Consider the following 26598-nt stretch of genomic DNA (forward strand, 5'->3'; position numbering starts at 1 on the left):
TGTGGCTCCTCACGACCCGGTGATGTTCCGGACCAGCGGATACAACCAGAATCCGGCGATGCCGACGAAGCCCACGGCGCTGTTGACCAGCGCCCTGCGTGAGCCGAGGTCGGTCAGCGCATAGACCATGGTGATGGCGAAGCCGATGACCAGCGACATCGGAAACAGCATGAATAGAAAGCCCGCACCGGGCATCGAGTTGCCAGCCCGATGGGTTTCGCCCCAGACCTCCAGCACCGTCGCCACGGCGAGACCCCAGGTCAAGCCCGTGTACAAGCCGGGCGACCTCAGCGCGAGCAAGGCAAGCGCCGAGAACATCAAGACGGGAATCGAGTACAGCAACACGGTCTGGGTGACGGCCCCCGTACTGCTGCTGTTGGACAACATGAGCGTCGCGGCGATCAGTACCGAAACCAGGCCAGCGGCGACGCCGGCCTTCACTTCGCGCCAAGGCAGAGAAGCGGTGCTCATGGCTCAACGCGTCAGGCGCTCGTTGTGCAGCAGCGCTCGCCGATCTCGTTCGGGATGAAGGCGATGACACGGCCGGCGGCGGAGAGGATCTGCCCGCCGACCGTTGCCGTCACGACGCAGGCGGTGCCCACCGCCACCGAGGCCCCACCGACCGCCTGGCCGGTCACACGTACGCTGAAGCGCACGCCGTCGGAAACACGCTCCAGCACCCATACCGTGCCCTCGGCGACGACGGTGACCGAGACGACGACCAACGCGCTGCCGGCCGCCAGCACGCCACCTGCGGCCCCCACCGACACGGCCACCGGCAGAAGCGACAGGCCGCTGCTCGCGGCGGACAGGTCACTCTGGGCTTGCGCCGTTCCTGCAGCGCAAAGAAGCAGCACAGCGGACAGGCGGAGGGCTTTGATGGGGTCCACGTCGGTTCGGTGCTGCGGGCACCGGAAGCTGAGGTGGCGCGATGATCTGTAAGCGCGTGCTACTTGTCCCGCACCGGATGGAGCCGTAGCGCGGCGCGAACCGGGCGGTGTCGTTTCGCGATACTCGGTTCCCATGGCTTCCACCCAATCCCTGATCGAGTTAATCAAGTTCGAGCTCAAGGCCGCAGGTATCAGCTATGCCGAGCTGGCGCGGGAACTGGATCTTTCCGAGTCCAGCGTCAAGCGCATGTTTGCCAGCGGCGGCGAGATGCCGCTCTCGCGCATCGACGAGATCTGCCGCGTGCTGCATTGCGATTTCGCCGACCTCACGTCCCGGCTGGGCCGAACGAAGCCGGCCCTGCAGCAATTGACGATCGAGCAGGAGCGCGCCGTCGTCGCCGAGGAAAAACTGCTGCTGGTGGCGCTGTGCTGCCTGAGCCAATGGAGCTTCGAGCAGATCGTGAAGGCCTACCGCATCAGCGATGCCGAGGCCACGCAGGCCCTGGTGCAGCTGGACCACCTGGGCATCATCGAACTGCGCCCGCTCAACCGCTACAAGCTGCGCCTGGCCAAGACCTTCCGCTGGCAGCCGCAAGGCCCGGTGATGCAGTTCTTCCGCGACGACGCCGTGCAGGACTACTTTTCGGGCGGCTTCGATGGAGACGGCGAACTGTTGATGCTCGTGCACGGCCAGCTGGGCCACGGCAAGGTACGCGAACTGGTGGAGCGCCTGCAGCGCGTGGCCGAGGACTTCGCGCGCCAGCACATGGCGGATCAGAAGTTGCCCGAGTCCGAGAAGCGCGCCTTCACGCTGGTGCTGGGCATGCGGAACTGGCTGTTCGAGCGGCTGCGGCACCTGCTGCGGCAGGATCCGGGGCAGCGCTGATGGTTTCCCTGCTCCTCAAATGCCTGCTCGGTGCACTGGCCGTGCTCGTCATCGCGCTGCTGTCGCGCTCCCGCAGCTTCTTCATCGCGGGCCTGGTGCCGCTGTTCCCGACCTTCGCGCTGATCGCGCACTACATCGTCGGCACCGAGCGCTCGGCCGCGGACCTGCGGACCACCGCGCTGTTCGGCCTATGTTCGCTGCTGCCCTACGCGGTGTACCTGTTCGCCGTGTACTGGCTCAGCGTGCGGCTTTCGCTGGCGGCGACGCTGACAGCCGCCACTGTGGCCTGGGCTGTGGCCGCGGCCGGTCTGCTGGCCGCCTGGTACCGCCTGCGGGGCTGAACGCTCACCAGAACTGCCACTGCCGCGTCTGCACGACCCAGATGCCCAGGGCGCCGTTGGTCACCGCATGGGCGATGACCGCGGTCCAGAGCTTGCCGGTGCGGCGGTAGAGCCAGGCGTAGGCCAGGCCGGCAATGATGGCGGCCAGCCATAGCGTGTGCGCCAGCATGAAGACGAAGGTGGAGAGCATGATGGCCTTCAGGCCCACGCGCTGCGGGTCGACCCGCTCGAACTGCGGCTGCTCGATCCAGCGCATCAGGAAGGAGCGCCAGAACAGTTCCTCCATCAAGGGCACGACCAGCGCCGCCCCGATCCAGCGCAGCACCACCAACGGCCAGATCAGGCGGCCATCGAGATCGATCGGCAGGAAGCTCGCGGTGGACTCGCCGATCGTCATCCAGGGCGCGTCGAGCCGGATCCACAGCACGAAGACCACGAGGCCGACCGCCACGGCCTCCAGGGTCTCCCGGACATGGGGCTGGGTCTGGCGGAAAAGCTCGCCGTAGTCGCGCCAGTGGCGGACCAGGATCGAGCCGACCATCAGCACGCTCAGGCCATAGATCCAGCGGGTGTCGAAGCCGGGGCCCTCGGGCAGCCAGCCGCGCAGCGCGAGCAGCAGCATGAAGACGGCGAAGGGCAGGCACCGGGCCCGGGCGGCAGGACTGAGCGAGACGATCGAAGGCATGGGTCGCAAGCCTATCAGCCGCCCATGTAAGTCCGCAGCGCCTCGATCGCATGGCGCACCTTGGCCGGCTGGGCGTCGCGCTGCGGCGTGACGGCATAGACCGGCAGGGCCGGCAGGCGCCAGCCGGGCAGCAGCGGCACCAGACGGCCATCGCTGGCCTGCGCGTCGAGATCGCTGGGGCTCAGCATCGCCAGGCCGGCGCCGGCCTCGCAGAGCTGCTGCAAGGTCAGCTGGTTGTTGCTGCTGGCGCGCGGGCGGACCTCGATCACCTGCCGCTCATCCTCGGCGTTATGCAGGGCATAGCTGTGGACGGCCTCGGTGCCCGGGTGCAGCACTAGCCAGTCATGCGTGGCCAGTTCCGCCAAAGTGGCCGGCACGCCGCGGCGGGCCAGGTAGGCCGGCGCCGCGTACAGCGCCATCGTCTTTTCACCGAGCCGCTGGGCCACCCAGCTGCTGTCGGGCAAGCGGCCGTAGCGGATCGCCAAGTCGATCCGCAGGGCCACCAGGTCGGTGAAGCCGTCCTCGACCTCCAGGTGCAGGCTCAGGCCCGGATGGGCAGCCAGCAGGGGCAGCAGCGCCGGGCCCAGCGTGCGGCCGAAGCCGACCGGTGCGGCGACGCGCAACTCGCCCTCCGGCGCGTCGCGCAGCTGCATCAGTCCGTCCTGCGCACCCCGGGCGGCGGCCAGCATCGCGGCGCAGCCCTCGTGGAAGCGGGCGCCGGCCGGTGTGAGGCTCAGCTTGCGGGTCGTGCGGTGCAGCAAGGTCACGCCCATGTCGCGTTCCAGCGCGCGGATCTGCTGGCTGACGGCCGAGGTGGTCGTGCGCAACTGCTTCGCGGCGGCGACGAAGCTGCCCTGCTCGACGACAGTGGCCAGCACCGCCATCCGCTTCAATTGATCCAGCATGAAGTTTTTCTGAACAGTGAGTGGCAGATCTGAGGACTTACCGCCAGATTATGAAGTTACTACAGTTGATGCATCGTCCCACTCTCGACAGGAATCGAATATGAAGATCGCTCTCATCGGACCCACCGGCTTCGTCGGCAGCGCGGTGCTGCAGGAACTGCTGGCGCGCGGCCATCAGGTCGTGGCCCTGGCGCGCGACCCGGCCAAGCTCGCGCCGCAGACCGGCCTCACGGTCGTCAAGGCGGATGCGATGGATGCCGGCCAGGTGGCCAGCGACGTGAAGGGCGTGGATGCCGTGGTCAGCGCCTACAACCCGGGCTGGAGCGATCCGGCCATCCACGACAACTTCCTGAAGGGCACGCAGGCGATCGTCGACGGCGTGAAGGCGGCGGGCGTGGCGCGCCTCCTGGTCGTCGGCGGCGCCGGCAGCCTCTATGCGGCGCCGGGCGTGCAACTGGTGGACACGCCGGAATTTCCGGCCGAGTGGAAGCAGGGCGCGCTGGCGGCGCGCGAGGCGCTGAACCGCATCCGGCTGGAGAACACGCTGGACTGGACCTTCCTGTCGCCGGCCGTGTTCCTGAAGCCGGGCGAGCGCCGCGGCAGCTACCGGACCGAGCTGGACGTGCCGGTGATGGGCGCCAACGGCCCGGCCGAAGTCTCGGTGGCCGACCTGGCTGTGGCGATCACCGACGAGCTGGAGAAGCCGCAGCACATCCGCCGCCGCTTCACCGTCGGGTACTGATCAGACGACCTTCTGCTCCAACACGAAGTTGGCACCGTCGTACTGGCCCAGCTTCTCCACCAGCAGCGGCATGCATTCGGCCAGCTCGTCGTGCAAGGTGAATGGCGGGTTGGCGATGAACATGCCGCTGCCGAGCATGCCGACGCCGCGGTCGTTGTCCTGCTGCTTGACGGTCAGGCGCACGTGCAGCCAGCCCTTCTTGGCGCCGTGCTTTTCGGCATCGGCGGCGGCCTTGAGCCGCTGCGCGAGCTGGGCCGATTCGAGCAACTGCAGCTGCGGGTACCAGATGATGAAGACCGTCTCGGCCATGCGCTGCAGGCCCTCGCGCAGCGCGGCGATGACCTTGGCGTAGTCGGTCTTCAGTTCGTAGGACGGGTCCATCAGCACGACAGCGCGGCGGGCGATGGCCGGCGGCGGCAGCTCGGACTTCATCGCGGCGAAGCCGTCGGTGTCGAAGACCTGCGTGTTCGGCCGCGTCTCCAGGTAGCTGGAGAGGATGCGGTAGTCGGTCTGGTGCAGCTCGAACACGCGCAGGCGGTCCTGCTCGCGCATCAAGAGGTTGGCCAGTGCCGGCGAGCCCGGGTACTGGCGCAGCTGGCCGTCCGTGTTGAAGGCCTTGACCAGTTCCATGTACCGGGCCAGCGGTTCCGGCAGCGAACGCTCGTCCCACAGCCGCGCGACGCCCAGCGAGTACTCGCCCTTCTTCTGCGCGTAGCGGCCCTCGATCGAATAACCGCCGGCGCCGGCGTGGGTGTCGACCAGGGTGTAGGGCTTGTCCTTCTCGCCCATGTAGCGAAGCACCTGGGTGAAGACCAGGTGCTTGAGGACATCGGCGTGGTTGCCGGCATGGAAGGCGTGGCGATAGGCGAGCATGCGCCATTGTCGCCGCTGGGCCGGTGGATCAGGCCTGCTGGATGGCGCCGGGGTCGGTCGCCGGGCCGGCCAGCGCCACCGTCGTATGCGGATGCCTGTACTGCCGGACCTGCCGCAGGCTGAGGCCATCGGCCTCGCCCGGGTCCACCGCCTTGCCGCGCAGCGGCGAGTTCGGGCGAAGGCGGTAGTCGCCACGCACGGCCAGCACGAAGGCGTCCCAGTCGACCACGTGGTTGCCCTGCTGCTCCCATTCGCTGCTGGCGGCGAAGTACGGGTTGCCGGCCAGCAGGTTGTTGACCAGGTGCACGCGCCCGCCCGGCATCGGCGCGACGCGCAGGTAGGTGCCGCCGCGCGGCAGCAGGTCGACAATGGTGTTGTTGACCATGTGCAGTTCCTGCGGCGAGCCGGCGGCATAGCCCTCGGCACCGAAGGAGACGATGCAGGGGTTCTGCGTCGTCGAGCTTTGCTGGATCAGGTTGCCGACCACCAGGCACTGCCCGCCGTTCGGAAACTCCAGCTCGTAGCTGGACTCGCCGCCGATTTCGTCGGTGAGCCGGTTGTAGAAGATGTGGTTGACGGCCGCGCGGCTCTTCAGCAGGTGGCCCATGCGTCCGTCGTGGAAGTAGCTGCCGGTGACCTTCAAGTAGGCGATCCGGCCGACATAGAGATTGTGCGTCTGGCCCTGCTGGCGAACGATGGTGCCGAAATCGCAGTTCTCGATCTCCAGCCGAGCCTTGCCGTCGTTGCCGGAAAGCAGGCCGTTCTCGTTGTCCTTGAAGGCGCAGTCGTAGAGGCTCAGCGAACCCTGCTCGAGGCGGATGCCGGCACCGTTGCCGTCGGGCACGCGGCAGCCGAAGAAGTCGAAGCCCTCGATGCGCATGCGCTCGCCGGCGGTGACGAAGATGCCCTTGCCCTGCGACGACGTACCCCCGGCGATGAGGCGCACCCTCCCGCCGACGGCGCGCAGGCTCAGGTCGTTCTGGCGCCAGGTGGCGACGTCCGCGATGTAGTCGCCGGCATCGACTTCGATCCGGGTGCCGTCGCGGGCCACCCGCGCGGCCTCGGCCAGGGTCTTCACCGCCTGGGCCGGCCCGACGCGCAATGTCCGGGTCTCGGCCGCCACGCTGTCGAGGCCCAGACCCAGGCCGGCCATCGACAGCAGCGTGCGGCGCCGGACCCTATAGCTGAAATCGTTCATCTCTGCTGGCATCGGTGTTATGCATCCAGGCTTTACGCTAGCACCCCTTTTCCTCCGTCATCACAAGAACATGCCCAATCTCTTCGACCCCGTGAAGCTCAGCAACGAGCTGGACCTGGCCAACCGCATCGTCATGGCGCCGCTGACGCGCAGCCGCTCGCAAGGCCTGCTGCCCGGCGAGCTGGCCGTCGAGTACTACCGCCAGCGCGCCGGTGCCGGCCTGATCATCAGCGAGGGCACGCAGATCACCGCCGACGGCCAGGGCTACCTGGACACGCCGGGCCTGCACACGCCGGAGCAGGTCGCGGCCTGGAAGCGAGTGACGGACGCCGTGCACGCCGAGGGCGGCAAGATCGCCGCGCAGCTGTGGCACGTGGGCCGCATCTCGCACGTCAGCTTCCAGCCGGATCGCCAGGCGCCGATCTCGTCGAGCGACAAGCCGGCGGCCGGCAAGACCTTCACGAGCGAAGGCTTTGTCGACGTGTCGGCACCGCGCGCGCTGAAGACCGAGGAGATCCCCGGCCTGATCGCGGCCTACGTCCATTCCGCGCGCTGCGCGGTCGAGGCCGGTTTCGACGCGGTGGAAGTCCACAGCGCGAACGGCTACCTGCTCGACCAGTTCCTGCGCGACAGCGTCAACGACCGCAAGGACGGCTATGGCGGCTCGATCGAGAACCGCGCCCGCCTGCTGGTCGAGGTGATGACGGCCGTGGCCGGCGCGATCGGTGCTGGCCGCACGGGCCTGCGCCTGTCGCCGGTGACACCGTCCAACGACATCGGCCAGGACAGCAACCCGCAAGCGCTGTTCGAGCATGTGGCGCGCCAGCTGGCGCCGTTGAAGCTGGCCTTCCTGCACGTGGTCGAAGGCCAGACCGGCGGCCCGCGCGACATCGCCCCGTTCGACTACGCGGCGCTGCGCCAGGCCTTCGGCGGCACCTACATCGCCAACAACGGCTACACCCGCGAGATGGCGATCGCTGCCGTGGCCGAGGGCAAGGCCGACCTGGTCGCCTTCGGCCGCGACTTCATCGCCAACCCGGACCTGGTGCGCCGCCTGAAGCTGAATGCGCCGCTGCAGAAGATCGACAGCGCCACGCTGTACGGCGGCGACGCCAAGGGCTATACGGACTATCCGGCGCTCGCGGCCTGACGACTTCTCGTCAGCGGATTTTCGAAGCCGTCCTGGCTTTAAATAAATCGCGGATGTTCACCTCGCGCGGCCCGGGGATCAGTTCGAAGCTGTCCCCGGCGCCCAGCACGCCGGGCCTGATCACGCTCAGGTAGAAACCGCACCAGCCGCTCTGCATCATCAGCTTGGCGGCCTGCTTGAAGCCCAGCACCGCATTGAGCTTGAAGCAGGGATAGCGCGGCTCGCTGACGGCGAGGTCGCAATCCGGGAAGCGCAACAGGTCGCCGACCCAGGCATCGCTCTCGGTCAGGCCCGCCAGGGTCAGGTTTTCGCCCAGGCTGCCGGGAGGCAGGTCCTGGCCCCAGTCGCCGGCGCGGGCCTGCGCGCGCACCGTCTGCCAGAACGGATAGTGTTCCGACGGATAGGCGTATACCGCCTTGGCCACGCCGCCGTGCACGTCCAAATCGGCCTGCTCGTCGCCCTCCAGCCCCAGCGGCTTCACCGTCACCGCGCCCTCGCGCGGCCGCTTGGCGATGCCGCTCATCACCGGCCCCTGGTCGGTCTGCAAGGTGCTGGCGCGGGCGGTGTTCAGGCTGAGAAGCTTCATCATTGCGTCGGATTGTCGCGTTGGCTGACAAGGCTGTGGGCAAGTTCGGAACAAGCGGGCACTTGTCCACAGTGCGGAAGCGCCCGGCAGAGTTGTTGTCGGCCCGCGTGCAGGCTCATGACTCTTGACCCACACGCTTGCACGCAAGGCAAGCGCTTGTCAGGCTTGAGAAAATCCGGCTTGTCCACAGAATGAGGCCCGGCCTATGACTACAACTACTCTTAAATAAGAAGAAATAGGAAGAGGAGTCGGGATGGTGAAATGCCGCTGCGCGGGCACGGCCGGCCCGTCCATGTCAAACTTCCGGCCCTTCCAGATTTCCGTTCCATGAGTTTTCCCACCCAAACGCTCTACAGCGCCTCCTGCGGCTTCGAGTCCGCCTGCCGGATTCCGGCGCTGCCCGAAGGTCACCGCAGCCGTGGCCTGCACGGGCACAGCTATTTCGCCACCGTGCGTGCGCTGCTGCCCGCGGGCTGGGCGCCGTTTCCGGGCGGTGAGGTGGAGGAACTGCGGCGTCGATTGGAAGAGGCCGTGGCGCCGCTGGACCATGCGCTGCTGAACGACACGGTCGAGCAGCCGACCGACGAGAACCTGGCTCGCTGGATCAGGCAACGCCTCACCTCGCTGGGCGTGCCGGGCATCCAGCAGGTGGGCATCCAGAGCACGCCGCAGATGGGCGTGGACCTGGACGCCGCGGGCGTCGCCCACGTCTGGCGCCGCTACCGCTTCCAGTCGGCGCACAAGCTGCCGAACGTGCCGCCCGGCCACAAGTGCGGGCGCATGCATGGCCATGGCTTCGAGGTGATCATCCATGCCAACCAGGATCTCGGCGAACGTGACGACATCTCGATCGACTACGACCACCTGGACGAAGTCTGGGCACCGTTCCATGCGCTGCTGAACTACCAGTGCCTGAACGGAATCGAAGGCCTAGAGAACCCGACCAGCGAGGTCATTTCGTCTTGGCTGTGGGAGCGGCTGAAGCCGCAGCTGCCGGAACTGTCCTGGATCACCGTCTACGAGACCGGCTCCTGCGGCGCCAACTACGACGGCGCCAACTACCGGATCTGGAAGGAACTGACCTTGGACAGCGCGATCCAGCTGAAGCGCGCGCCGGAAGGCAGCCCGCTGCGCGGCATCCATGGCCACACCTACACCTTGCGCCTGCACCTGAGCGCGCCGCTGGATGCGGTACAGGGCTGGACCGTCGACTTCGGCGACGTGAAGACCCTGTTCGATCCGATCTTCAAGGCGATCGATCACCGGCCTCTGTACGAGATCGCTGACCTGCCCGATGGCGACACGGCCAGCCTCGCTGCCTGGGTACTGGAGAAGGGCCGCGCGGCGCTGCCGCAGATCGATCGCGTGGACATGTACGAGACGCGTGGCTCGGGCTCGATCGTCAGCCTGGCTTCTTCTGAGGAACTCATCCCCGTATGACGTACGCCGTCAAAGAAATGTTCTACACCTTGCAGGGCGAGGGTGCGCAGGCGGGCCGGGCTTCGGTGTTCTGCCGCTTCGCCGGCTGCAATCTGTGGAACGGGCGCGAGGAAGACCGCGCCACGGCTGTCTGCACCTTCTGCGATACGGACTTCGTCGGCACCGATGGACACGGCGGCGGCAAGTTCGCCACGGCCGAGGCGCTGGCCGATGCCGTGGCGTCGAAGTGGCCGGCCCATGCCGGCGGCAAGCCCTACGTCGTCTGCACGGGCGGCGAGCCGCTGCTGCAGTTGGACAAACCTTTGATCGACGCGCTGCATGCACGCGGCTTCGAGATCGCTGTGGAGACCAATGGCACGCAGCCAGCGCCGGAGGGTCTGGACTGGATCTGCGTCAGCCCCAAGGCCGACAGCGAGATCGTGCTGACGAAGGGCAACGAGCTGAAGCTTGTCTGGCCCCAGCCGGCGGCCCGGCCCGAGCGCTTCGCCGGCCTGGATTTCCAGCACTTTTTCCTGCAGCCGATGGACAGCATCCTGAAGGCACAGAACACGAAGGAAGCGGTGGCCTACTGCATGGAGCATCCGCAGTGGCGGCTCTCGGTGCAGATGCACAAGGTCATCGGCATCGAGTAAGAGGATTGAGGAATGAAAAAGGGGCCCGCGAAGGGCCCCTTGTCATTTCAGCGGCTTGTGAGCCTCAAGCCATGTGAGCAGTGCGCTTGTCCAGCATCGCTTCCGGTTCCATTTCGGTCGGGTTGTCGAGCTGGCTCTTCATGCGCGCGACGTCCAGGTCGCCGGTCCACTTGGCGACCACGACGGTGGCCACGCCGTTGCCGACCAGGTTGGTCAGCGCGCGTGCTTCGCTCATGAAGCGGTCGATGCCCAGGATCAGCGCCAGGCCTTCGACCGGCACGTGGCCCACCGCGTTCAGCGAGGCGGCCAGCACGATGAAGCCGCTGCCGGTCACGCCGGAGGCACCCTTGGAGGTCAGCAGCAGCACGGCCAGCAGGGTCAGCTCCTGCATCAGCGACAGCGGCGTGTTGGTGGCCTGGGCGATGAAGATCGCGGCCATCGTCAGGTAGATCGAAGTGCCATCGAGGTTGAACGAGTAGCCGGTCGGGATCACCAGGCCCACGGTGCTCTTCTTGGCGCCGAGGTTCTCCAGCTTGGCCATCATTCGCGGCAGCACGGACTCGGAAGAAGACGTGCCCAGCACGATCAGCAGTTCTTCGCGGATGTACTTGACGAACTTCCAGATCGAGAAGCCGTGCGCCTTGGCGACGGCGCCCAGCACGACGAAGATGAACAACAGGCAGGTGATGTAGAAGCAGGCCATCAGCTGGCCCAACTGCACCAGCGAGCCGACGCCGTACTTGCCGATGGTGAAGGCCATCGCGCCGAAGGCGCCGATCGGGGCCAGCTTCATGATCATGCCGATGATCGAGAACAGAACGTGCGAGCTCTTCTCAATGAAGTCGAACACCAGCGTGCCGCGGCCGCCGAAGCGATGCAGCGCGAAGCCGAACAGCACGGCGATCAGCAGCACCTGCAGCATCTCGCCCTTGGCGAAGGCGTCGATGAAGGTGTTGGGGATGATGGCCATCAGGAAGTCGACCGTGGTGCCGAGCTTGCCCTTCTCGGTGAAGGAGGCGATGCCCTTGGTGTCGAGCGTGCTCGGGTCGATGTTCATGCCGGCGCCGGGCTGCACGACGTTGACAATGACCAGGCCGATGATCAGCGCCACCGTCGAGACGACCTCGAAGTACAGCAGCGCCAGGCCGCCGGTCTTGCCGACCTTCTTCATGTCCTCCATGCCGGCGATGCCGACGACGACGGTGCAGAAGATGATCGGCGCGATCAGCATCTTGATCAGCTTGATGAAGGCATCGCCGAGCGGCTTCATGTCCGCGCCGACCTTCGGATAGAAGTGGCCCAGCAGCACGCCGATGACGATGGCGGTCAGAACCTGGACATAAAGGGATTTGTAGAAGGGGGGTTTGGCAGCGGCCATGGAACGTCTCCGGTCGTTGTGCGATCTGCACCCATCTTCCGCTGCGATTGCACGCTTTGCGATACGGGGAATTGCATAAGTGGAATTGCCAACCTGGCATGAAAAAAGGAGCCCGAAGGCTCCTTTCGAGGGACGCGCCGAGCGCTTCGTCAGAAGGCGTAGCCGATACCGACCTGCACGGCCGTCGGGTTCAGCGTGGCGGGGATCGTCTGGCCAGTCGAGAGCTTGCCGGTGGTCTTGATGAAGACCTTCATCACCGACACGTCGGCCGTCCAGTGGCCACCCAGGTTCATCGCCGCGCCCAGCTGGATGCTGGCGCCGCCGGCGTTCTTCATCGACAAGGTCGTCGGGTTCGACGGCGTGCCGCCGGTCAGGCCCGACAGCGCAGCCGTCGCATGGGTATCGTAGAAGCGCGCGTAGGTGGCGCCAGCGCCGACGTAGGGGCGGAAGGTGCTCTTCGCATCGAAGAAGCGGTACTGCGCCAGCAGCGTGATCGGCAGCGACTTGACCGTGCCGAGCTTGCCAACACCGTCGATCGCGCCAGCGCCGACGACGTCATGCTTGAACGCCAGGCCGATCGGCAGGTCGATCGCAATGTTGTCGGTCCACATGTAGGTGATGCCGCCGGTGAACTGCGTGTCCTTGTGCACGTCGATCTTGGTGCCGGCCAGGCTGGGCGCGCTGAGGTCGCCGCTATCGACCTTGGGCGAGATCTGGGTCGCGCCCAGGCGAGCGATGAAAGTACCGGCCGATTGGGCCTGGGCGCCGGAGGCGGCGCAGGCCAGAGCCACGGCGGCAAGGCTGAGGAGAGTCGTTTTCTTCATGGATTTTTGCTCCTGAATGTCGCCGCGGCGATTACAGCCAGCCCTTGATGGACAGCGACTTGGAAATCAGCTGGGCGACCAGTTGATGGCCATAGGGCGTCGGGTGGAACTGGTTGGCGAAGGCGTAGTTCTTCCACCAGTCGGGGCTGCTGTGGCCAGATGCAGCCGACAGGTTTGCAGCGGTGCAGGCACGCCAGCCGGCGTAGGCCGTTGCCGGGTCGGTTGAATCGGCGGCCGGGCACAGCTCGGTAAACACGCCCTGAGCACCTTCGGTCGTGATGCCGTACTGGGCCGGGTTGGCGACCTGGTCGAGGAAGGCGTTGTAGAAGTCGACCACGACGACGCGGTCTTCGCTGGCGAACTTAGCCGCGAGTTCAGCGTTATAGGCTGCAAACCATTGCTGGAACAGACCCTCGGCCTGGGCAGCCGCGGTCGGCGTCATCGCGCCGAGGATCTTCTGGAATTGGGGCGTCTTGGTGACGGCCGGCAGGTTCAGGATTACGACGTGGGTGGCGCCCTTACCGAGCACATTGGTCGTCACCGAATTGGCGAACGCATCGGCCAGCGCCTTCATGTAGGCGCCGCCGATGGCTGCCGTGGTGGATGCGCCCCCGGCCAAGGCCGTTGCTACATCGGACGCAGGCAGCAGAGACGTCAGCAACGTGTACAGGGGAGTCGCGCTACCCGCCTGGGCCTGACTGAAGGCGGTCAGCAAGGCCGCAGCATCATTGCCGCCGCCATCAATCACGGCGAGGTCGGTCGCTGAGAAGCCCAGCGTGCCGGCCGTTGCCAGTTGCACCTGGATGCCGCGCGGATCGGCCGCAGACAGGCCGCTGCTCGCGCCATTGATTACGCCGCCGCCAATGGCAAAGTTCGTGCAGCCCGCCTTCGAATTGGCCGCGAAAGTCGTGCCAGTGAAAACATAAAAATTGCACAGTGCCGTGATGCCATAGCTGGCTGCCACGCGTTCGGGATAGACCTGCCCGTCCTGGACCGTGAACTTGCTGAAGCCCAGTGCTGCGCTGAAGGTCCCCGAGTCGGCCAGGCTGTCGCCGAAGACCTTGACCGAGGTGATGGCGGTGCGCGGTGTGGTGTCCGCGGAGCTGCCGCCGCCACAGGCGACGACTGCCAGGCTGGCAGCCAGCGCGAGCAGGCTGGATTTGAGATGACGCATCGGGTGTCTCCTGGGAATCAAATTAGTGCTGTCGGGAGAGAGCGATACCAGGTCGTTTGGAACCCTAGCGATCGCTACTGGTGCGAGTGTCGGGGGTTTTTGCCCCGTTGCAGCGCGTGAAAGTCCTTAGTTTGCACTGGTTTGTAGCGGCCGCGATACGTGAGGTGTCACGCGTGTGACAAGTGGTGCACGCCCGTGCGAACGTCGTTTCCGTGTCCAAAAGGACAAGGCTGTGGACAAGAAAAGGTCAACTGCCCTGTTTTCCACAGCGAATCTCGGTCTCCGCGACTTGTTGTTGTTTACTGCGCAGGCTGTGCAGGGCTTGACCCACATGCTTGTCGAGCTGGCAAGTGCCTGTCGCATCACGGGAAAATGGCCTTGTCCACAGCGGGCTGCGGGCTCTACTAAGACTATCTATTTAAAGAATTGAAAAGCATGGATATCGAGCAACTGCAGCAACGCCTGCGGGACTTCGCCGCGGAACGGGCCTGGCAGCCCTACCTGACGCCGAAGAACCTCGCGATGGCGATGGTGGTCGAAGCGGCGGAACTGGTGGAGATCTTCCAGTGGATGACGCCGGAGGAGTCGCAGGCCATCAAGGCCGACCCGCGCAAACATGAGCATCTGGGCGAAGAGATCGCGGACGTGCTGCTGTACCTGCTGCAGATTGCCGACTGCAGTGGTGTCGACGTCGAGGCGGCTGTCGAGCGCAAGCTGGCAATGAATGCCTTGAAGTACCCGCCGGGCATGCCCGATGCGACCGGTTGACCGAGCAGACAGAGGGCCGAAAAAATCGCGCTGTCAAGGGTGGCCGCTGTGGCATTTGGCGCGGCAAAATCTCGCCCTTCCCCGTTTTGATGCGTGTCTTCGCTTAGTTTTCCCGTATGAGTATTCAGGTTCGCCCCGCGACGTTGCGCGATGCCAAGGCCATTGCCCAGATCCATGTCTCGGCCTGGCAGGATGCCTACAAGGGCTTGCTGCCCGAAACTGCGCTGGACAGCCTGTCCGTGCAGAAGCGCCAGGCCTTCTGGCGCGAGGCCATCGATCTCTGCGAGCCGCAAGTGATGGTGGCGCACATCGACGGCGAGCTGATGGGTTTCGTCGGCTTCGATCGTTCGCGCGACAAGGGCACACCGTCCACGACCGGCGAAATCTGGGCGCTGTACGCCGATCCGGTCCACTGGGACAAGGGTGTGGGCCTGGCGCTGTGGGATGCCGCCCGCGACGGTCTGCAGGAAGAAGGCTGCACCAAGGTGACGCTCTGGACCTGGCTGCGCAACGAGCGCGGCCTGGGCTTCTTCGAGAAGGCAGGCTTCAAGCGCGAACTCGGCAGCGCCAAGACCACCGAGGTGGCAGGCACGCGGCTCGAAGAGCTGAGGCTGCAACGCTCGCTGGTGTAAGCCAGCGGGGTCGGGTCTTGCCTTCCCGATTCAGCGATTCCTCATTGGTGAGGAATTTTTCGCTCTGCTGAGGCGCTGACACCATCGGGCCACCTTGTTCGCTCGCTATATTGCGGGCGCACAACGGTGAACAAAATGATCAGAGGCCTGAGCGAAGGCATGTGGCGCGTCGTGTTCTACGAGCGCAAAGGTTTTCGGGTGGAAGTGGACCGCACCGGTCCGTGGTTGCCCAACAAGACGATGGCCCAGCATTGGGCCGATTGGTTCGGCGCGCGCGGCTATCACGTCGCCCTGCAGGACCAGAGCGGGACCCTGCAGCGCATCAGTGCCGGCCTGCCGGGCTGACGAATCCCCGGCGTTCCAGGGCCCAGCCCTCGGTGGCGTTCTTTTTCGGATGGCGCTGTACTCGCTGCGAGCTGGTCCACCCCTTCTCCGAGGCGCGCAGGACCAGGCTTTCGGCCTGAGCCGCGTTCAGCTGCAGCGCAAAACGGGTCCAGCGCTTCAGCACCAATTCCTGTTGCCAGGCATCTTCCAGGGCCCAGCGAACTTGCTGCGGGTCGGCCTGCTTGCTGGCAACGATCATCCGTGGCGCGAAGGCCAGTACGAAGCGGTCGAAATCGACCCGGCTCTGCTCGGTCGGCAGCAGCGCCTTCAGCCGCGCCAGCCGCGGGTGCCATTCGGGTGTCGAGAAATGGCGGGTCACCAGCGCCTGCAGCGCCTGGATCGGGTTGAACAGCCGCAGCCGGTTCGGCGGCAGCACGGTCATCGGCAATTGCGCGGCTTGCTCATGCGGCAGTTCGGTGACGAAGCTGCACAGCACGGCGATGCGCTGCCATTCGATCGGGCCGAGGCCGGCGATCTGCTGGATCGGGCCCAGGGCGACGCTCTGCGCGAGGGCCGTGGCACCGGCATGATCGTGCCCGGCCTTCGCGGCATTGGCGGCCCGGCTCAGCACGACGACGTTGCCTGCGGCGTAGCCGGCATCGGGGCGGACGCGGTCGATCGAGCGTGACTGGGCGTCGCCGCGGCGATCGTTCAACAGCTGGCGGGTGATGGGGCAGAAGGCGACGTCGATCTGCCGCAGGAAGTTCGGCGTGAGCTGCACGTCCTCGAAGCTGCGGCCGCGGGCCCAGGCATGCGTGCGCAGCTGCAGCCATAGCTGCGTGCAGCGCCGGGGCTTCAGTGTGCGCTTTTCGAATGATTGGCGGCCGGCCAGCCAGCCCTGGCGCAGCGGCGAGCCGACGAACAGGTGCTCGACCGGCGGGGTCAAGCCGTGCTCAGCGAAGGCCCGGCCGATGTCCCAGCCCAGGCCGGCATTGGCCGGCAGGGTCTGGACGGGCAGGGCCAGTTCGTACTGGGCCGATGCTGCGGTGATGGCTGCTGCTGCGATCATGGTTTGCTCCAGGTGGGCCGGCCGCCGATATCGGCGACTGTGTGGCACAGTCTGGCGCTCAGGTAGCTCAAGGCGTGAGCCAGTAAAAACGATGGATCGCACCGAACGTTTCTACAAGATCGAGATGCTGATTCGCTCGCGCGAGTGCGTGAGCTTTGCGGCCCTGCAGGAGGCGCTGGAGGTCTCGCCGGCGACGCTGAAGCGCGACCTGCAGTACCTGCGCGAGCGCATGGACGCACCGATCGAGTACGACGCCGATGCCAATGGCTATCGCTTCGGCAAGCAATGGGGCGGCAGCCAGCCGCACGAGCTGCCGGGCGTCTGGTTCAACGAGAAGGAGCTGCACGCGCTGCTGACGATGCACCAGATGCTTGCCGGCCTCGACGAGAACGGCCTGCTGAGCCGCCACCTGGCGCCGATGTTCGACAAGCTCACCGGCATGCTCGGTGCCGACGAGACCGAGGCGAAGGAGCTGACGCAACGCGTCAAGCTGATCAGCACGGCGCGGCGGCGCGTGCCTTCGGAGTATTTCGAGACGGTCGGCAGCGCGGTCGTCAAGCGCCAGCGGCTGCGGCTTGACTATCGCAAGCGTGGTTCCGCCAAGGCCGGCCCGCGCGTCGTCTCACCGCAGCGGCTGGTCCACTATCGCAACACCTGGTACCTGGATGCCTGGTGCCACCAGAGCGAGGGCTTCCGCCGATTTGCGCTGGACGCCCTGGAAGGCGCCGAGCTGCTGCCGGAGAAGGCCCGAACGGTGTCCACGAAGCAACTGGAGGCCGAGCTGGACCAGGGCTACGGCATCTTCGCCGGCAGCCAGGCGCGGCAGGCCTCGCTGGTGTTCAAGGCCGAGACGGCGCAATGGGTGTCGCACGAGGAATGGCACCCGGCGCAGACCAGCGAATGGCTGCCGGACGGCCGCTGGCGGCTCGACGTGCCCTTCATCGACTCGACCGAGCTGCTGATGGATCTGCTGCGCCATGCCGGGCAGGTCGAGGTGCTGGCGCCGGCGGACCTGCGGCGTGCCTACGCCAAGCGGCTGCGTGACGCGGTGGACGAGCTCAGTTAGTGCTCGGGTCTTCGTGGCGCTTGAGCCGCTCGCTCTGCCAGTAGACGTCGTCACCGCCCAGGCCGTCGAGGTTGGCGCGGTTCAGCACGCGGGCGAGGACGAACAGCAGGTCCGACAGCCGGTTCAGGTACTGGCGCGGGGCGGCGTTGATCGTCTCGCTGTGGGCCAGCGTGATCACGGCGCGTTCGGCGCGGCGCGCCACCGTGCGGCCGACGTGCGCGATCGCGGCGCTGCGCGTGCCCGCCGGCAGGATGAATTCCTTCAGGCGGGGCAGGGCGGCGTTGTAGTGGGCCAGCGCTTCGTCGAGACGGAGCACGGCTGCGGCCTTCAGCAGCTCGTAGCCCGGCATCGACAGCTCGCCGCCGAGGTTGAACAACTCGTGCTGGATCAGCACCAGCAGCTCGCGGATGTCGTCCGGCAACGGTTCCGCCAGCAGCACGCCGAGCTGCGAGTTCAGCTCGTCGACGTCGCCGATCGCCTGGATGCGCAGGTGGTCCTTGGGAACGCGGCTGCCGTCACCGAGGCCGGTCGTGCCGTCGTCGCCGGTGCGGGTTGCAATTTGGGAAAGTCGGTTGGCCATGCCCCGCATCTTGCCGCAAAGCGGCGGCCAGGCGCGTTCAGGCCCGACGGCCGCTGCGATGGAAGGCAGGTCGGCGCTGCAGCGTCGGGTGGTGGTGGGTGCCGGCGTGACGGGGAGCGGGAACACGCAGCACTGGCGGCTCCGAGGGTGGCGTAGGGGCCTCGAACAGGCTGCGCAGCCACAGCAGCAGCGCATCCCATCGCAGTGCGCCGAGCACGGCCAGCACCACCGCCGCCAGCAGGATCGTCATCGCGCCATGATCAGCAGCCATGATGTTTCTCCTTCTTGCCGAGGAATCCATCGTGTCACCGCGGGTCCTCGCCTGCAAGGGCTTGCTGCAGAATCAGACCCAGTTTTCCTGGAGAAGTACGCCATGACCGCAGCCGCCCTCGAGATCTCGCCCCGTCCGATGCCTGAATCGATGCTGGCGGCGCTGAAAGCCCGCTTCGGCGAGCGCTGTTCCACGGCCCTGGCGGTGCGCGAGCAGCACGGCCGCGATGAATCGGTGTTCGACGTGCCGCCGCCAGAGGCGGTGGTGTTCGCCCAGAGCAACGAGGACATCGCCTTCGTGCTGACGCAGGCGCACGAGCATCGAGTGCCGGTGATTCCCTACGGCGCCGGTTCCTCGCTGGAAGGCCATCTGCTGGCGGTGCAGGGCGGTGTCAGCCTGGACCTGTCGCGGATGAAGGAGATCCTGCGCGTCAATGCCGAGGACCTGACGGTGACGGTGCAGGCCGGCGTCACCCGCAACCAGCTGAACAACGAGCTGCGCCACCAGGGCCTCTTCTTCCCGATCGATCCCGGCGCGGATGCCAGCCTCGGCGGCATGGCGTCCACCCGTGCCAGCGGGACGAATGCGGTGCGCTACGGCACGATGCGCGAGAACGTGCTGGCGCTGACGGTGGTCACGCCGCAGGGCCAACTGCTGCACACCGGCAGCCGTGCGCGCAAGAGCAGCGCCGGCTATGACCTGACGCGGCTCTACGTCGGCAGCGAAGGCACCTTGGGCGTGATCTGCGAGGTGACCTTGCGGCTCTACCCGCTGCCGGAGGCGGTGTCGGCGGCCGTCTGCTTCTTCCCGAGCATCGACGCGGCGGTGCAGACCACGATCCAGATCATCCAGCTCGGCGTGCCCATCGCGCGCTGCGAACTGCTCGATGCGAACACGGTGCGCGCCGTCAATGCGCATGACCGACTGGGCCTGCGCGAAGCGCCGATGCTGCTGATGGAGTTCCATGGCACCGAGGCCAGCGTGGCCGAGCAGGCGAGCCTGGTGCAGGGCATTGCGCGCGAATTCGGCGGCGAAGACTTCGAATGGGCGACGACGCCGGAGGCACGCACGCGCCTGTGGACCGCGCGTCATCACGCCTACCTGTCGGCCCTGCAGACCAAGCCCGGCTGCCGCTGCGTGACGACGGACACCTGCGTGCCGATCTCGCGCCTGGCCGAGTCGATCGATGAATCGGTGAAGGAAGCCGATGAGGCCGGGCTGCCGTACTTCCTGGTCGGCCACGTCGGCGACGGCAACTTCCACCTCGGCTACCTGCTGGACCCGGCCAAGCCGGCCGAACGCGAGACCGCCGAGCGGCTCAGTCAGCAGATGGTGGCGCGCGCGCTGAAGCTGGAAGGCACCTGCACCGGCGAGCACGGCATCGGCCTGCACAAGCAGGGCTTCCTGCTCGACGAGGCCGGCCCCGCGGCCGTGGACCTGATGCGCACGCTGAAGGCCGCGATGGACCCGCACGACATCATGAACCCGGGGAAGATCTTCGCCGCTCAGTGATTCGGGGCGGGGACGCTCCAGCGCTGGGTGATGTCGCCGCGGTCGTTGGCGCTTTCCATCTGCACGCCGAAGCCCCAGAGCCGCGCGACGTGCTTCAGCACCTCCTGCGCTTCCTTGTTCAGCGGGCGATCGTTGTGCTGCGTGTGGCGCAAGGTCAGCGAGCGGTCTCCGCGCAGGTTGACGTTCCAGACCTGGATGTTGGGCTCGCGGGTGCTGAGGTCGTACTGGCGTGACAGGGCCTGGCGCACGTGCTGGTAGCCGGCCTCGTCGTGGATCGCGGAGATCAGGTACTCGCTCTCCTTCTCGTCGTCGAGGATGGAGAACAACCGGAACTCGCGCATCAGGTTCGGGCTCAGGTACTGGCCGATGAAGCTCTCGTCCTTGAAGTTGCGCATCGCGTGGTCGATGGTCGGCAGCCAGGGCTTGCCGGCGATGTCGGGGAACCAGTTGCGATCCTCGTCGGTCGGCTGCTCGCAGATACGCTTGATGTCCGTGTACATCGCGAAGCCGAGCGCGTAGGGGTTCAGGTTGGCCATCGGCTGCTGGGCGACGACGTTGGTGTGCGACTTCAGCCACTCGATCATCATGCCGTCGCTGAGATAGCCGTCGTCGTACATCGTGTTCAGCAGCCGGTGGTGCCAGAACGTGGCCCAGCCCTCGTTCATCACCTGGGTCTGGCGCTGTGGATAGAAATACTGCGCGATCTTGCGGACGATGCGCACCAGCTCGCGCTGCCAGGGTTCCAGCAGTGGCGCGTTTTTCTCGATGAAGTACAGCAGGTTCTCCTGCGGCTCCTCGGGGAAGCGGCGTGCGGACGAAGCGGCTTCGGCCTCGGCCGCCGCCTTCTTCGGCAGTGTGCGCCAGAGGTCGTTGACCTGCTGCTGCGCGTGGGCCTCGCGTTCCAGCAGGCGCGTGCGTTCCTGCGAGAGAGACAGCTTCGAAGGCCGGCGGTAGCGGTCCACGCCGTGGTTCATCAGCGCATGGCAGGAATCGAGGATCTGCTCGACGGCCTCCATGCCGTTCTGTTCCTCGCATTCGGCGACGAAGTTCTTCGCGTAGACCAGGTAGTCGATGATCGACGACGCATCGGTCCACATGCGGAACAGGTAGTTGCCCTTGAAGAAGCTGTTGTGGCCGTAGCAGGCATGGGCGATCACGAGGGCCTGCATGGCCATCGTGTTCTCCTCCATCAGGTAGGCGATGCAGGGGTCGGAGTTGATGACGATCTCGTAGGCCAGGCCCATCTGGCCGCGCTTGTAGTTGCGCTCGGTGGCGATGAACTCCTTGCCGTAGCTCCAGTGCCGGTAGTTGACCGGCATGCCGACGGAGGCATAGGCATCCATCATCTGCTCGGCGGTGATGATCTCCAGCTGGTTCGGGTAGGTGTCCAGGCCGTAGCTCTGCGCGGTGCGGCGGATCACCTCGTGGTAATCGTTGATCAGCTCGAAGGTCCAGTCGCTGGGCGAGGGCAGCGGCTGGCTGGCGCGGATGATCTTGGCCGGGTCGCGTTGTTCCAGGGTCATGCAGGCACTCCTTCCTTCTTGAACAACTCGCGGAAGACCGGGTAGATCTGTGCCACCTCGACAGCCTTGCGCATCGCGAAGTGCTTCACCTCGCCTTCGAGTTTGCTGTATTCCTCCCAGAGGTTCTGCTCCTGTTCGGCCACCTGCACGTAGGCGAAGTAGCGGCACAGCGGGAGGATCTTGTCGGCCAGCATCTCGCGGCAGCGGCCGCTGTCGTGGTGCCAGTTGTCGCCGTCGCTGGCCTGGGCACCGTAGATGTTCCATTCGCTGCGCGGATAGCGTGCGCGAATGATTTCCTCCATCAGCACCAGGGCCGAGGACACGACGGTGCCGCCGGTTTCGGTGGCGTGGAAGAAGTTCTGTTCGTCGACTTCCTGCGCCTGCGTGTGGTGGCGGATGAAGACGACCTCGATCTTCTCGTAGTGCCGGGTGAGGAACAGGTACAGCAGGATGAAGAAGCGTTTGGCGAGGTCCTTGCGGCTCTCGTCCATCGAGCCGGAGACGTCCATCAGGCAGAACATCACCGCGCGGCTCGTCGGCACCGGCACGCGCACGCGGTTGCGAAAGCGCAGGTCGATCGGATCGAGGAAGGGAATCGCGCCGATCTTGGCGCGCAGCACGGCGATGCGCTCCAGCGTCTCGGCGTGCATGCGCTTGACCTCGAAGTCCGTCGGGTCTTCGCGTTGCAGCAGCGCGAGTCGTTCCTCCAGCTCATGCAGCTCGTGCCGCTTGCTGGTGCCCAGCGCGATGCGGCGGCCCAGCGCGCCGCGCATCGAGCGCACCACGTGCAGGTTGGTGGGCGTGCCGTCGCTGGTGAAGCCGGCGCGGTGGCTTTTCCACTCGGGCGTTTCGGCGAGCTGCGTGCGTTCGAGGTTTGGCAGCGCCAGGTCGTCGAAGAAGACCTGCATGAACTCTTCCTTGCTCAGGTGGAAGACGAAATCGTCATCACCCTCGCCCGAATCGCTGGCTTTCCCGCCGCCACCACCGCCTCCGCCGCCCTGCGGCTTGGCAACGCGGTCGCCCTTGACGTGCTCGGTGTTGCCTGGCCGCACGACCTCGCGCACGCCGCCGTCGCCGTGGCCGAAGACGGGCTCGCTCAGGTCCTTCTTCGGAATGTGGACGTCCTCGCCGCGCTCCATGTCACGGATGCCGCGGCCGTCCACCGCGCGGCGCACTGCCTCACGGATCTGCTCCTTGTGCCGGCGCAGGAAGCGTTCACGGTTGCCGATCGACTTGTTCTTGCCGGACAGCCGGCGGTCGATGATTTGCTGAAGCATGCATGCTCCTTCAGCTGCTCTTGCGTACGCGGAGATACCACTCGCAGAGAAGTCGAACCTGCTTGGCCGTGTAGCCCTTCTCGACCATGCGGTTGACGAAGTCCTCGTGCTTCTTGGCCTCGTCCGCGCTGGCCTTGGCGTTGAAGCTGATCACCGGCAGCAGTTCCTCGGTGTTCGAGAACATCTTCTTCTCGATCACTGTGCGCAGCTTCTCGTACGAGGTCCAGGCCGGGTTCTTGCCGGCGTTGTTGGCGCGGGCACGCAGGACGAAGTTGACGATCTCGTTGCGGAAGTCCTTTGGGTTGCTGATGCCGGCGGGCTTCTCGATCTTCTCCAATTCACCGTTCAGTGCAGAGCGGTCGAAAACCTCGCCGGTGTCGGTGTCGCGGTACTCCTGGTCCTGAATCCAGTAGTCGGCGTAGGTGACGTAGCGGTCGAAGATGTTCTGGCCGTACTCGGAGTAGCTCTCCAGATACGCGGTCTGGATCTCCTTGCCGATGAACTCCGCGTAGCGCGGGGACAGCGCCTCCTTGATGAAGGCCACGTACTTCTGCTCGGTCTCGGCAGGGAACTGCTCGCGGGCGATCTGCTGCTCCAGCACGTACATCAGGTGGACCGGATTGGCGGCGACCTCGGCGCTGTCGAAGTTGAAGACCTTCGAGAGGATCTTGTAGGCAAAGCGCGTGGAGATGCCGCTCATGCCTTCGTCGACGCCGGCGTAGTCGCGGTACTCCTGGTAGCTCTTCGCGCGCGGGTCGGTGTCCTTCAGGTTCTCGCCGTCGTAGACCTGCATCTTGCTGAACAGCGATGAGTTCTCCGGCTCCTTCAGGCGCGTGAGGATGGCGAACTGGCTCATCATCTTCAGGGTGCCCGGTGCGCACTTGGCCGCGGCGAGGCTCGATCCGCGGACCAGCTTCTCGTAGATCTTGATCTCCTCGCTGACGCGCAGGCAGTAAGGCACCTTGACGATGTAGATGCGGTCGAGGAAGGCTTCGTTGTTCTTGTTGTTGCGGAAGGTCTTCCACTCGCTCTCGTTGCTGTGGGCGAGCACGATGCCGTCGAACGGGATTGCGCCGAAGCCTTCGGTGCCCTTGTAGTTGCCTTCCTGCGTGGCGGTCAGCAGCGGGTGCAGCACCTTGATCGGCGCCTTGAACATTTCCACGAACTCCAGCAGGCCCTGGTTGGCCAGGCACAGGCCGCCGGAGTAGCTGTAGGCATCGGGATCGTCCTGCGAATAGGTTTCGAGCTTGCGGATGTCGACCTTGCCGACGAGGCTGGAGATGTCCTGGTTGTTCTCGTCGCCCGGCTCGGTCTTGGCGACGCCCACTTGCTTGAGCACGCTGGGGTAGCGCTTGACCACCTTGAACTTGCGGATGTCGCCGCCGAACTCTTCCAGGCGCTTGACGGCCCAGGGGCTCAGGATGCGGTTCAGGTAGCGGCTCGGGATGCCGTAGGCCTGCTCCAGCAGCGGGCCGTCCTCGGCGGGGTCGAACAGGCCCAGCGGCGATTCATTGACCGGCGAGCCCTGCAGTGCGTAGAAGGGCACGTGCTCCATCAGCTGCTTCAGCCGCTCGGCGATCGAGCTCTTGCCGCCGCCAACCGGGCCCAGCAGGTAGAGGATCTGCTTCTTCTCTTCCAAGCCTTGCGCGGCATGGCGGAAGTAGCTGACGACCTGCTCGATCGCGTCCTCCATGCCGTAGAACTCGGCGAAGGCCGGATAGATCTTGATGGTCTTGTTGGCGAACAGCCGGGACAGGCGCTGGTCGTTGCGCGTGTCGACCATCTGCGGCTCGCCGATCGCCTTGAGCATGCGCTCGGCTGCGGTGGCGTAGGCGAGGGGATTTCGCTTGCACTCGGCCAGGTACTCCTCGAGCGTGAGTTCCTCGACGCGGGTGCGTTCGTAACGAGCGGCGAAATTGCTGATCACATCCATGCTGACCTCCGGTTGGCCCCGGCTCGGCGGGCCGCCTTCTGTGCGAAGACGACCTGCGTCTGCTGGGAAGTTGTGATGGCGCCCCTTCTCGTATTCGAGGCGTCATCAGAGCTTTCCGGGATCAGCGTGGTGATTGAGTGGTCTTTGCGTTATGTGTCGGTTGCAAGGCAAGCTTCGTACCAACAGCCTGCATCGGTCAATCGAAAAAGAGCCTCTTGGACCCTTAACTCGCGGGGTGCGTCGAAGGTTGACGTCACGTCCTACAGCGGGTGTGCGATTGATCCTACGCCCATCTGAGAATGTGCGTCAGGCAAGGCCTGACACCGCAGCGTGGTGATCTCGTGACCAAGTAGACGCCGTTGCGATTTGCGCGAAGATTTGACGGCAGACCGGCCTCCCGGCCGGTCTGCTGAGATATGCAGTTAGCCTCTTTACTGCTGCGTTCCGCGCAGCTTGGCGATCAGCCCGTCGAGCTCATCCAGCGAGCCGAACTGGATGCTCAGCTCGCCCTGTTCGCCACGCTTCGTGCGTTTCTTCACATGGATGGCTACCTGCGCGGCCAGCACGTCCGACAACTCTTCCTCCAGGCGCAGCAGGTCGCGGCTCTTCTCGCCCTTCACGCGCAACAGCGGCTTCTGGCGGCCGGCGCCCTGATGGCGTGCGACCAGCTTCTCCGCCTCTCGCACACTGAGCTTCTTCGCGGCGATCTCGGTGGCGGTGGTGATCTGGTGTGCACCATCGAGCGGCAGCAGCGCACGCGCATGGCCCATGTCCAGGTCGCCGGCCATCAGCATGTTCTGCACCGGCGCGGCAAGCTGCAGCAGGCGCAGCAGGTTGCTGGCGGCGCTGCGCGAGCGGCCCACGGCCTGCGCGGCCTGTTCGTGAGTGAGTCCGAACTCGCCGACCAGGCGCTGCAGGCCTTGCGCCTCTTCGAGCGGGTTCAGGTCTTCGCGCTGGATGTTCTCGATCAGGGCCATCGCCGCGGCGGCCTCGTCCGGTACCGCCTTGACCAGCACCGGCACTTCCCTCAACCCGGCCAGCTTGGCCGCGCGGAAGCGCCGCTCACCCGCGATGATCTCGAAGGCCACGTGCCCATTCGGTGCGATCGGGCGCACCAGGATCGGCTGCATGATGCCCTGGCTCTTGATGCTCTCGGCCAGCTCGTACAGCGAACCTTCGTCCATGCGCGTGCGTGGCTGGTACTTGCCGGCTTGCAGCTGCTCCAGCTTCAAGGTGCCGGGCTCGCCGTCGCGGCCGGAAGGCACCGGCGCGGGGTTTTCGCTGACCTTGGGGCCGAGCAGCGCTTCGAGGCCCAGGCCGAGGCCTTTGGGTTTTTTCGTGACCATAGCCGGCGATTGTCCCTTACGCGATCCAGGGTGCGATCAGGGCCTGACCCTCGGCCCAGTCGCCGAGGCCGGACTTGCCGTTCAGGTGGCCGCGCGGGCCCGCCAGCACGACGTCCGAGCCCCAGTCCGCCGCCATCTGCATGCCGCGCTCCAGCGAGCAGAACGGGTCGTTGCTGCTCAGCACGGCGATGCTGGGGAAGGGCAGGCGGCCGCGCCGAATGGGCCGCCAGTTGTGCAGCTGCGGCGGTGTGTCCTCGCGCTCGGTGTCCGGCGGTGCGACTAGCAGCGCGCCCTTGACGCGGGCGGTGTGCTGTGAATGCTCGGCCCACCCGGACACGAGCTGGCAGCCCAGGCTGTGGGCGACGAGCACCGTCGCGCGCTCGTCGCCCAGCAGCACCTCGTCCAGCCGGGCCATCCAGTCGCCCCGGCGCGGCCACTGCCAATCGGCCTGTTCGACCCGCTCGAAACCTAACTTCGATTCCCAGCGGCTTTGCCAGTACGAGGGATCGGAGTTCAGCCAGCCCGGGAGCAGCAGTACGCGCGTTGTTGTCATCATTTCGGCCTTATGCTTCGTCTCCCGATTTTGTGCTGGA

Annotated in this window: 29 protein-coding genes; 11 read left to right on the top strand and 18 right to left on the bottom strand. The window is 65.9% G+C overall.

Translation table 11 applies throughout. The features are described 5' to 3' along the window. Positions 1-9: 9 nt before the first annotated feature. Both SNE35_RS09360 and SNE35_RS09365 read right to left on the bottom strand, forming a co-directional pair. Positions 10-471: a hypothetical protein gene (locus SNE35_RS09360; RefSeq protein ID WP_320422628.1), complete on the bottom strand. Its 462-nt coding sequence runs from the start codon at positions 469-471 to the stop codon at positions 10-12. An 11-nt stretch (positions 472-482) separates the two neighbouring features. Further along, positions 483-890 (bottom strand): hypothetical protein, encoded by a 408-nt coding sequence (locus tag SNE35_RS09365; RefSeq protein ID WP_320422629.1) that lies wholly within the window; start codon positions 888-890, stop codon positions 483-485. 133 nt (positions 891-1023) lie between these two features. On the opposite strand from SNE35_RS09365, the gene SNE35_RS09370 reads away from it, so the two are divergent. Together SNE35_RS09370 and SNE35_RS09375 are read left to right on the top strand one after the other, a co-directional pair. Continuing rightward, positions 1024-1776 (top strand): helix-turn-helix domain-containing protein, encoded by a 753-nt coding sequence (locus SNE35_RS09370; RefSeq protein ID WP_320422630.1) that lies wholly within the window; start codon positions 1024-1026, stop codon positions 1774-1776. Further along, positions 1776-2117 (top strand): GlpM family protein, encoded by a 342-nt coding sequence (locus tag SNE35_RS09375; protein ID WP_320422631.1) that lies wholly within the window; start codon positions 1776-1778, stop codon positions 2115-2117. Before SNE35_RS09370 ends, SNE35_RS09375 begins: the two co-directional genes overlap by 1 nt. Positions 2118-2121: 4 nt before the next feature. Here the strand turns inward: SNE35_RS09375 and SNE35_RS09380 are convergent, their stop codons facing one another. Beyond that, entirely contained in the window at positions 2122-2802 is a 681-nt protein-coding gene (locus tag SNE35_RS09380) for a CAAX prenyl protease-related protein (RefSeq protein ID WP_320422632.1), read from the bottom strand. Positions 2803-2816: 14 nt separating this feature from the next. Continuing rightward, the gene (locus SNE35_RS09385; RefSeq protein ID WP_320422633.1) at positions 2817-3707 is read right to left on the bottom strand and encodes a LysR family transcriptional regulator; all 891 of its coding nucleotides are present in this window, start codon (positions 3705-3707) and stop codon (positions 2817-2819) included. Between the two features lie 100 nt (positions 3708-3807). Between SNE35_RS09385 and SNE35_RS09390 the strand changes: the two genes are divergently transcribed. After that, a complete protein-coding gene (locus SNE35_RS09390; protein ID WP_320422634.1) occupies positions 3808-4449 on the top strand; it encodes an NAD(P)-dependent oxidoreductase in 642 nt (213 codons plus the stop codon). Here the strand turns inward: SNE35_RS09390 and SNE35_RS09395 are convergent, their stop codons facing one another. Together SNE35_RS09395 and SNE35_RS09400 are read right to left on the bottom strand one after the other, a co-directional pair. After that, positions 4450-5322: a 23S rRNA (adenine(2030)-N(6))-methyltransferase RlmJ gene (locus SNE35_RS09395; protein WP_320422635.1), complete on the bottom strand. Its 873-nt coding sequence runs from the start codon at positions 5320-5322 to the stop codon at positions 4450-4452. It lies immediately after the preceding gene. Positions 5323-5350: 28 nt separating this feature from the next. Beyond that, positions 5351-6532: a right-handed parallel beta-helix repeat-containing protein gene (locus SNE35_RS09400; protein ID WP_320422636.1), complete on the bottom strand. Its 1182-nt coding sequence runs from the start codon at positions 6530-6532 to the stop codon at positions 5351-5353. Between the two features lie 58 nt (positions 6533-6590). Here SNE35_RS09400 and SNE35_RS09405 point away from each other — a divergent pair, with 58 nt between their 5' ends. Next, positions 6591-7670, top strand: coding sequence for an alkene reductase (locus tag SNE35_RS09405; RefSeq protein ID WP_320422637.1), 1080 nt, complete (start codon positions 6591-6593; stop codon positions 7668-7670). A gap of 10 nt (positions 7671-7680) precedes the next feature. Here SNE35_RS09405 and SNE35_RS09410 read toward each other — a convergent pair whose 3' ends face one another. Continuing rightward, positions 7681-8259, bottom strand: a complete 579-nt coding sequence (locus SNE35_RS09410) for an MOSC domain-containing protein (protein ID WP_320422638.1) — start codon at positions 8257-8259, stop codon at positions 7681-7683. Between the two features lie 324 nt (positions 8260-8583). On the opposite strand from SNE35_RS09410, the gene SNE35_RS09415 reads away from it, so the two are divergent. Together SNE35_RS09415 and queE are read left to right on the top strand one after the other, a co-directional pair. Continuing rightward, on the top strand, positions 8584-9696 hold the full coding sequence (locus tag SNE35_RS09415) for a 6-carboxytetrahydropterin synthase (RefSeq protein WP_320422639.1): 1113 nt from the start codon (positions 8584-8586) through the stop codon (positions 9694-9696). Further along, positions 9693-10328 carry a 7-carboxy-7-deazaguanine synthase gene (queE, locus tag SNE35_RS09420; RefSeq protein WP_320422640.1) on the top strand — a complete coding sequence of 212 codons (636 nt, stop codon included), beginning with the start codon at positions 9693-9695 and terminating at the stop codon, positions 10326-10328. The genes SNE35_RS09415 and queE overlap by 4 nt, the downstream gene beginning before the upstream one ends. Positions 10329-10392: 64 nt before the next feature. Here the strand turns inward: queE and SNE35_RS09425 are convergent, their stop codons facing one another. The 3 genes from SNE35_RS09425 to SNE35_RS09435 form a co-directional block, all read right to left on the bottom strand. Continuing rightward, positions 10393-11706, bottom strand: a complete 1314-nt coding sequence (locus SNE35_RS09425; RefSeq protein WP_320422641.1) for a dicarboxylate/amino acid:cation symporter — start codon at positions 11704-11706, stop codon at positions 10393-10395. 149 nt (positions 11707-11855) lie between these two features. After that, positions 11856-12530: an OmpW/AlkL family protein gene (locus tag SNE35_RS09430; protein ID WP_320422642.1), complete on the bottom strand. Its 675-nt coding sequence runs from the start codon at positions 12528-12530 to the stop codon at positions 11856-11858. Positions 12531-12561: 31 nt separating this feature from the next. After that, entirely contained in the window at positions 12562-13704 is a 1143-nt protein-coding gene (locus tag SNE35_RS09435; protein WP_320422643.1) for an SGNH/GDSL hydrolase family protein, read from the bottom strand. A 435-nt stretch (positions 13705-14139) separates the two neighbouring features. Here SNE35_RS09435 and SNE35_RS09440 point away from each other — a divergent pair, with 435 nt between their 5' ends. The 3 genes from SNE35_RS09440 (at position 14140) to SNE35_RS09450 (ending at position 15449) form a co-directional block, all read left to right on the top strand. Continuing rightward, on the top strand, positions 14140-14472 hold the full coding sequence (locus SNE35_RS09440) for a nucleotide pyrophosphohydrolase (protein ID WP_320422644.1): 333 nt from the start codon (positions 14140-14142) through the stop codon (positions 14470-14472). Between the two features lie 116 nt (positions 14473-14588). Further along, positions 14589-15104 carry a GNAT family N-acetyltransferase gene (locus SNE35_RS09445; protein WP_320422645.1) on the top strand — a complete coding sequence of 172 codons (516 nt, stop codon included), beginning with the start codon at positions 14589-14591 and terminating at the stop codon, positions 15102-15104. A gap of 135 nt (positions 15105-15239) precedes the next feature. Beyond that, a complete protein-coding gene (locus SNE35_RS09450; RefSeq protein ID WP_320422646.1) occupies positions 15240-15449 on the top strand; it encodes a hypothetical protein in 210 nt (69 codons plus the stop codon). On the opposite strand, the gene SNE35_RS09455 is transcribed toward SNE35_RS09450, so the two are convergent. Continuing rightward, entirely contained in the window at positions 15427-16497 is a 1071-nt protein-coding gene (locus tag SNE35_RS09455) for a hypothetical protein (protein ID WP_320422647.1), read from the bottom strand. The genes SNE35_RS09450 and SNE35_RS09455 overlap by 23 nt on opposite strands. 91 nt (positions 16498-16588) lie before the next feature. On the opposite strand from SNE35_RS09455, the gene SNE35_RS09460 reads away from it, so the two are divergent. Next, positions 16589-17563 carry a helix-turn-helix transcriptional regulator gene (locus SNE35_RS09460; protein ID WP_320422648.1) on the top strand — a complete coding sequence of 325 codons (975 nt, stop codon included), beginning with the start codon at positions 16589-16591 and terminating at the stop codon, positions 17561-17563. Here SNE35_RS09460 and SNE35_RS09465 read toward each other — a convergent pair. After that, positions 17556-18143: a cob(I)yrinic acid a,c-diamide adenosyltransferase gene (locus SNE35_RS09465; RefSeq protein ID WP_320422649.1), complete on the bottom strand. Its 588-nt coding sequence runs from the start codon at positions 18141-18143 to the stop codon at positions 17556-17558. The genes SNE35_RS09460 and SNE35_RS09465 overlap by 8 nt on opposite strands. Positions 18144-18180: 37 nt before the next feature. Next, entirely contained in the window at positions 18181-18414 is a 234-nt protein-coding gene (locus SNE35_RS09470) for a hypothetical protein (protein WP_320422650.1), read from the bottom strand. A 102-nt stretch (positions 18415-18516) separates the two neighbouring features. On the opposite strand from SNE35_RS09470, the gene SNE35_RS09475 reads away from it, so the two are divergent. Continuing rightward, the gene (locus SNE35_RS09475) at positions 18517-19926 is read left to right on the top strand and encodes an FAD-binding oxidoreductase (RefSeq protein ID WP_320422651.1); all 1410 of its coding nucleotides are present in this window, start codon (positions 18517-18519) and stop codon (positions 19924-19926) included. Here the strand turns inward: SNE35_RS09475 and SNE35_RS09480 are convergent. The 5 genes from SNE35_RS09480 to SNE35_RS09500 form a co-directional block, all read right to left on the bottom strand. Beyond that, positions 19920-21449: a SpoVR family protein gene (locus SNE35_RS09480; protein WP_320422652.1), complete on the bottom strand. Its 1530-nt coding sequence runs from the start codon at positions 21447-21449 to the stop codon at positions 19920-19922. The two genes, SNE35_RS09475 and SNE35_RS09480, sit on opposite strands and share 7 nt — an antisense overlap. Continuing rightward, complete coding sequence (locus SNE35_RS09485; RefSeq protein WP_320422653.1) at positions 21446-22726, bottom strand: YeaH/YhbH family protein; 1281 nt, start codon at positions 22724-22726, stop codon at positions 21446-21448. Before SNE35_RS09485 ends, SNE35_RS09480 begins: the two co-directional genes overlap by 4 nt. Before the next feature lie 10 nt (positions 22727-22736). Next, positions 22737-24659 carry a PrkA family serine protein kinase gene (locus SNE35_RS09490; RefSeq protein ID WP_320422654.1) on the bottom strand — a complete coding sequence of 641 codons (1923 nt, stop codon included), beginning with the start codon at positions 24657-24659 and terminating at the stop codon, positions 22737-22739. Positions 24660-25090: 431 nt separating this feature from the next. Next, positions 25091-26005: a ParB/RepB/Spo0J family partition protein gene (locus tag SNE35_RS09495; protein WP_320422655.1), complete on the bottom strand. Its 915-nt coding sequence runs from the start codon at positions 26003-26005 to the stop codon at positions 25091-25093. A 16-nt stretch (positions 26006-26021) separates the two neighbouring features. Continuing rightward, on the bottom strand, positions 26022-26561 hold the full coding sequence (locus SNE35_RS09500) for an RBBP9/YdeN family alpha/beta hydrolase (RefSeq protein ID WP_320422656.1): 540 nt from the start codon (positions 26559-26561) through the stop codon (positions 26022-26024). Between the last annotated feature and the right edge of the window lie 37 nt (positions 26562-26598).

Source organism: Roseateles agri, assembly GCF_034043675.1.
Classification (GTDB): Bacteria; Pseudomonadota; Gammaproteobacteria; order Burkholderiales; family Burkholderiaceae_C; genus KK5.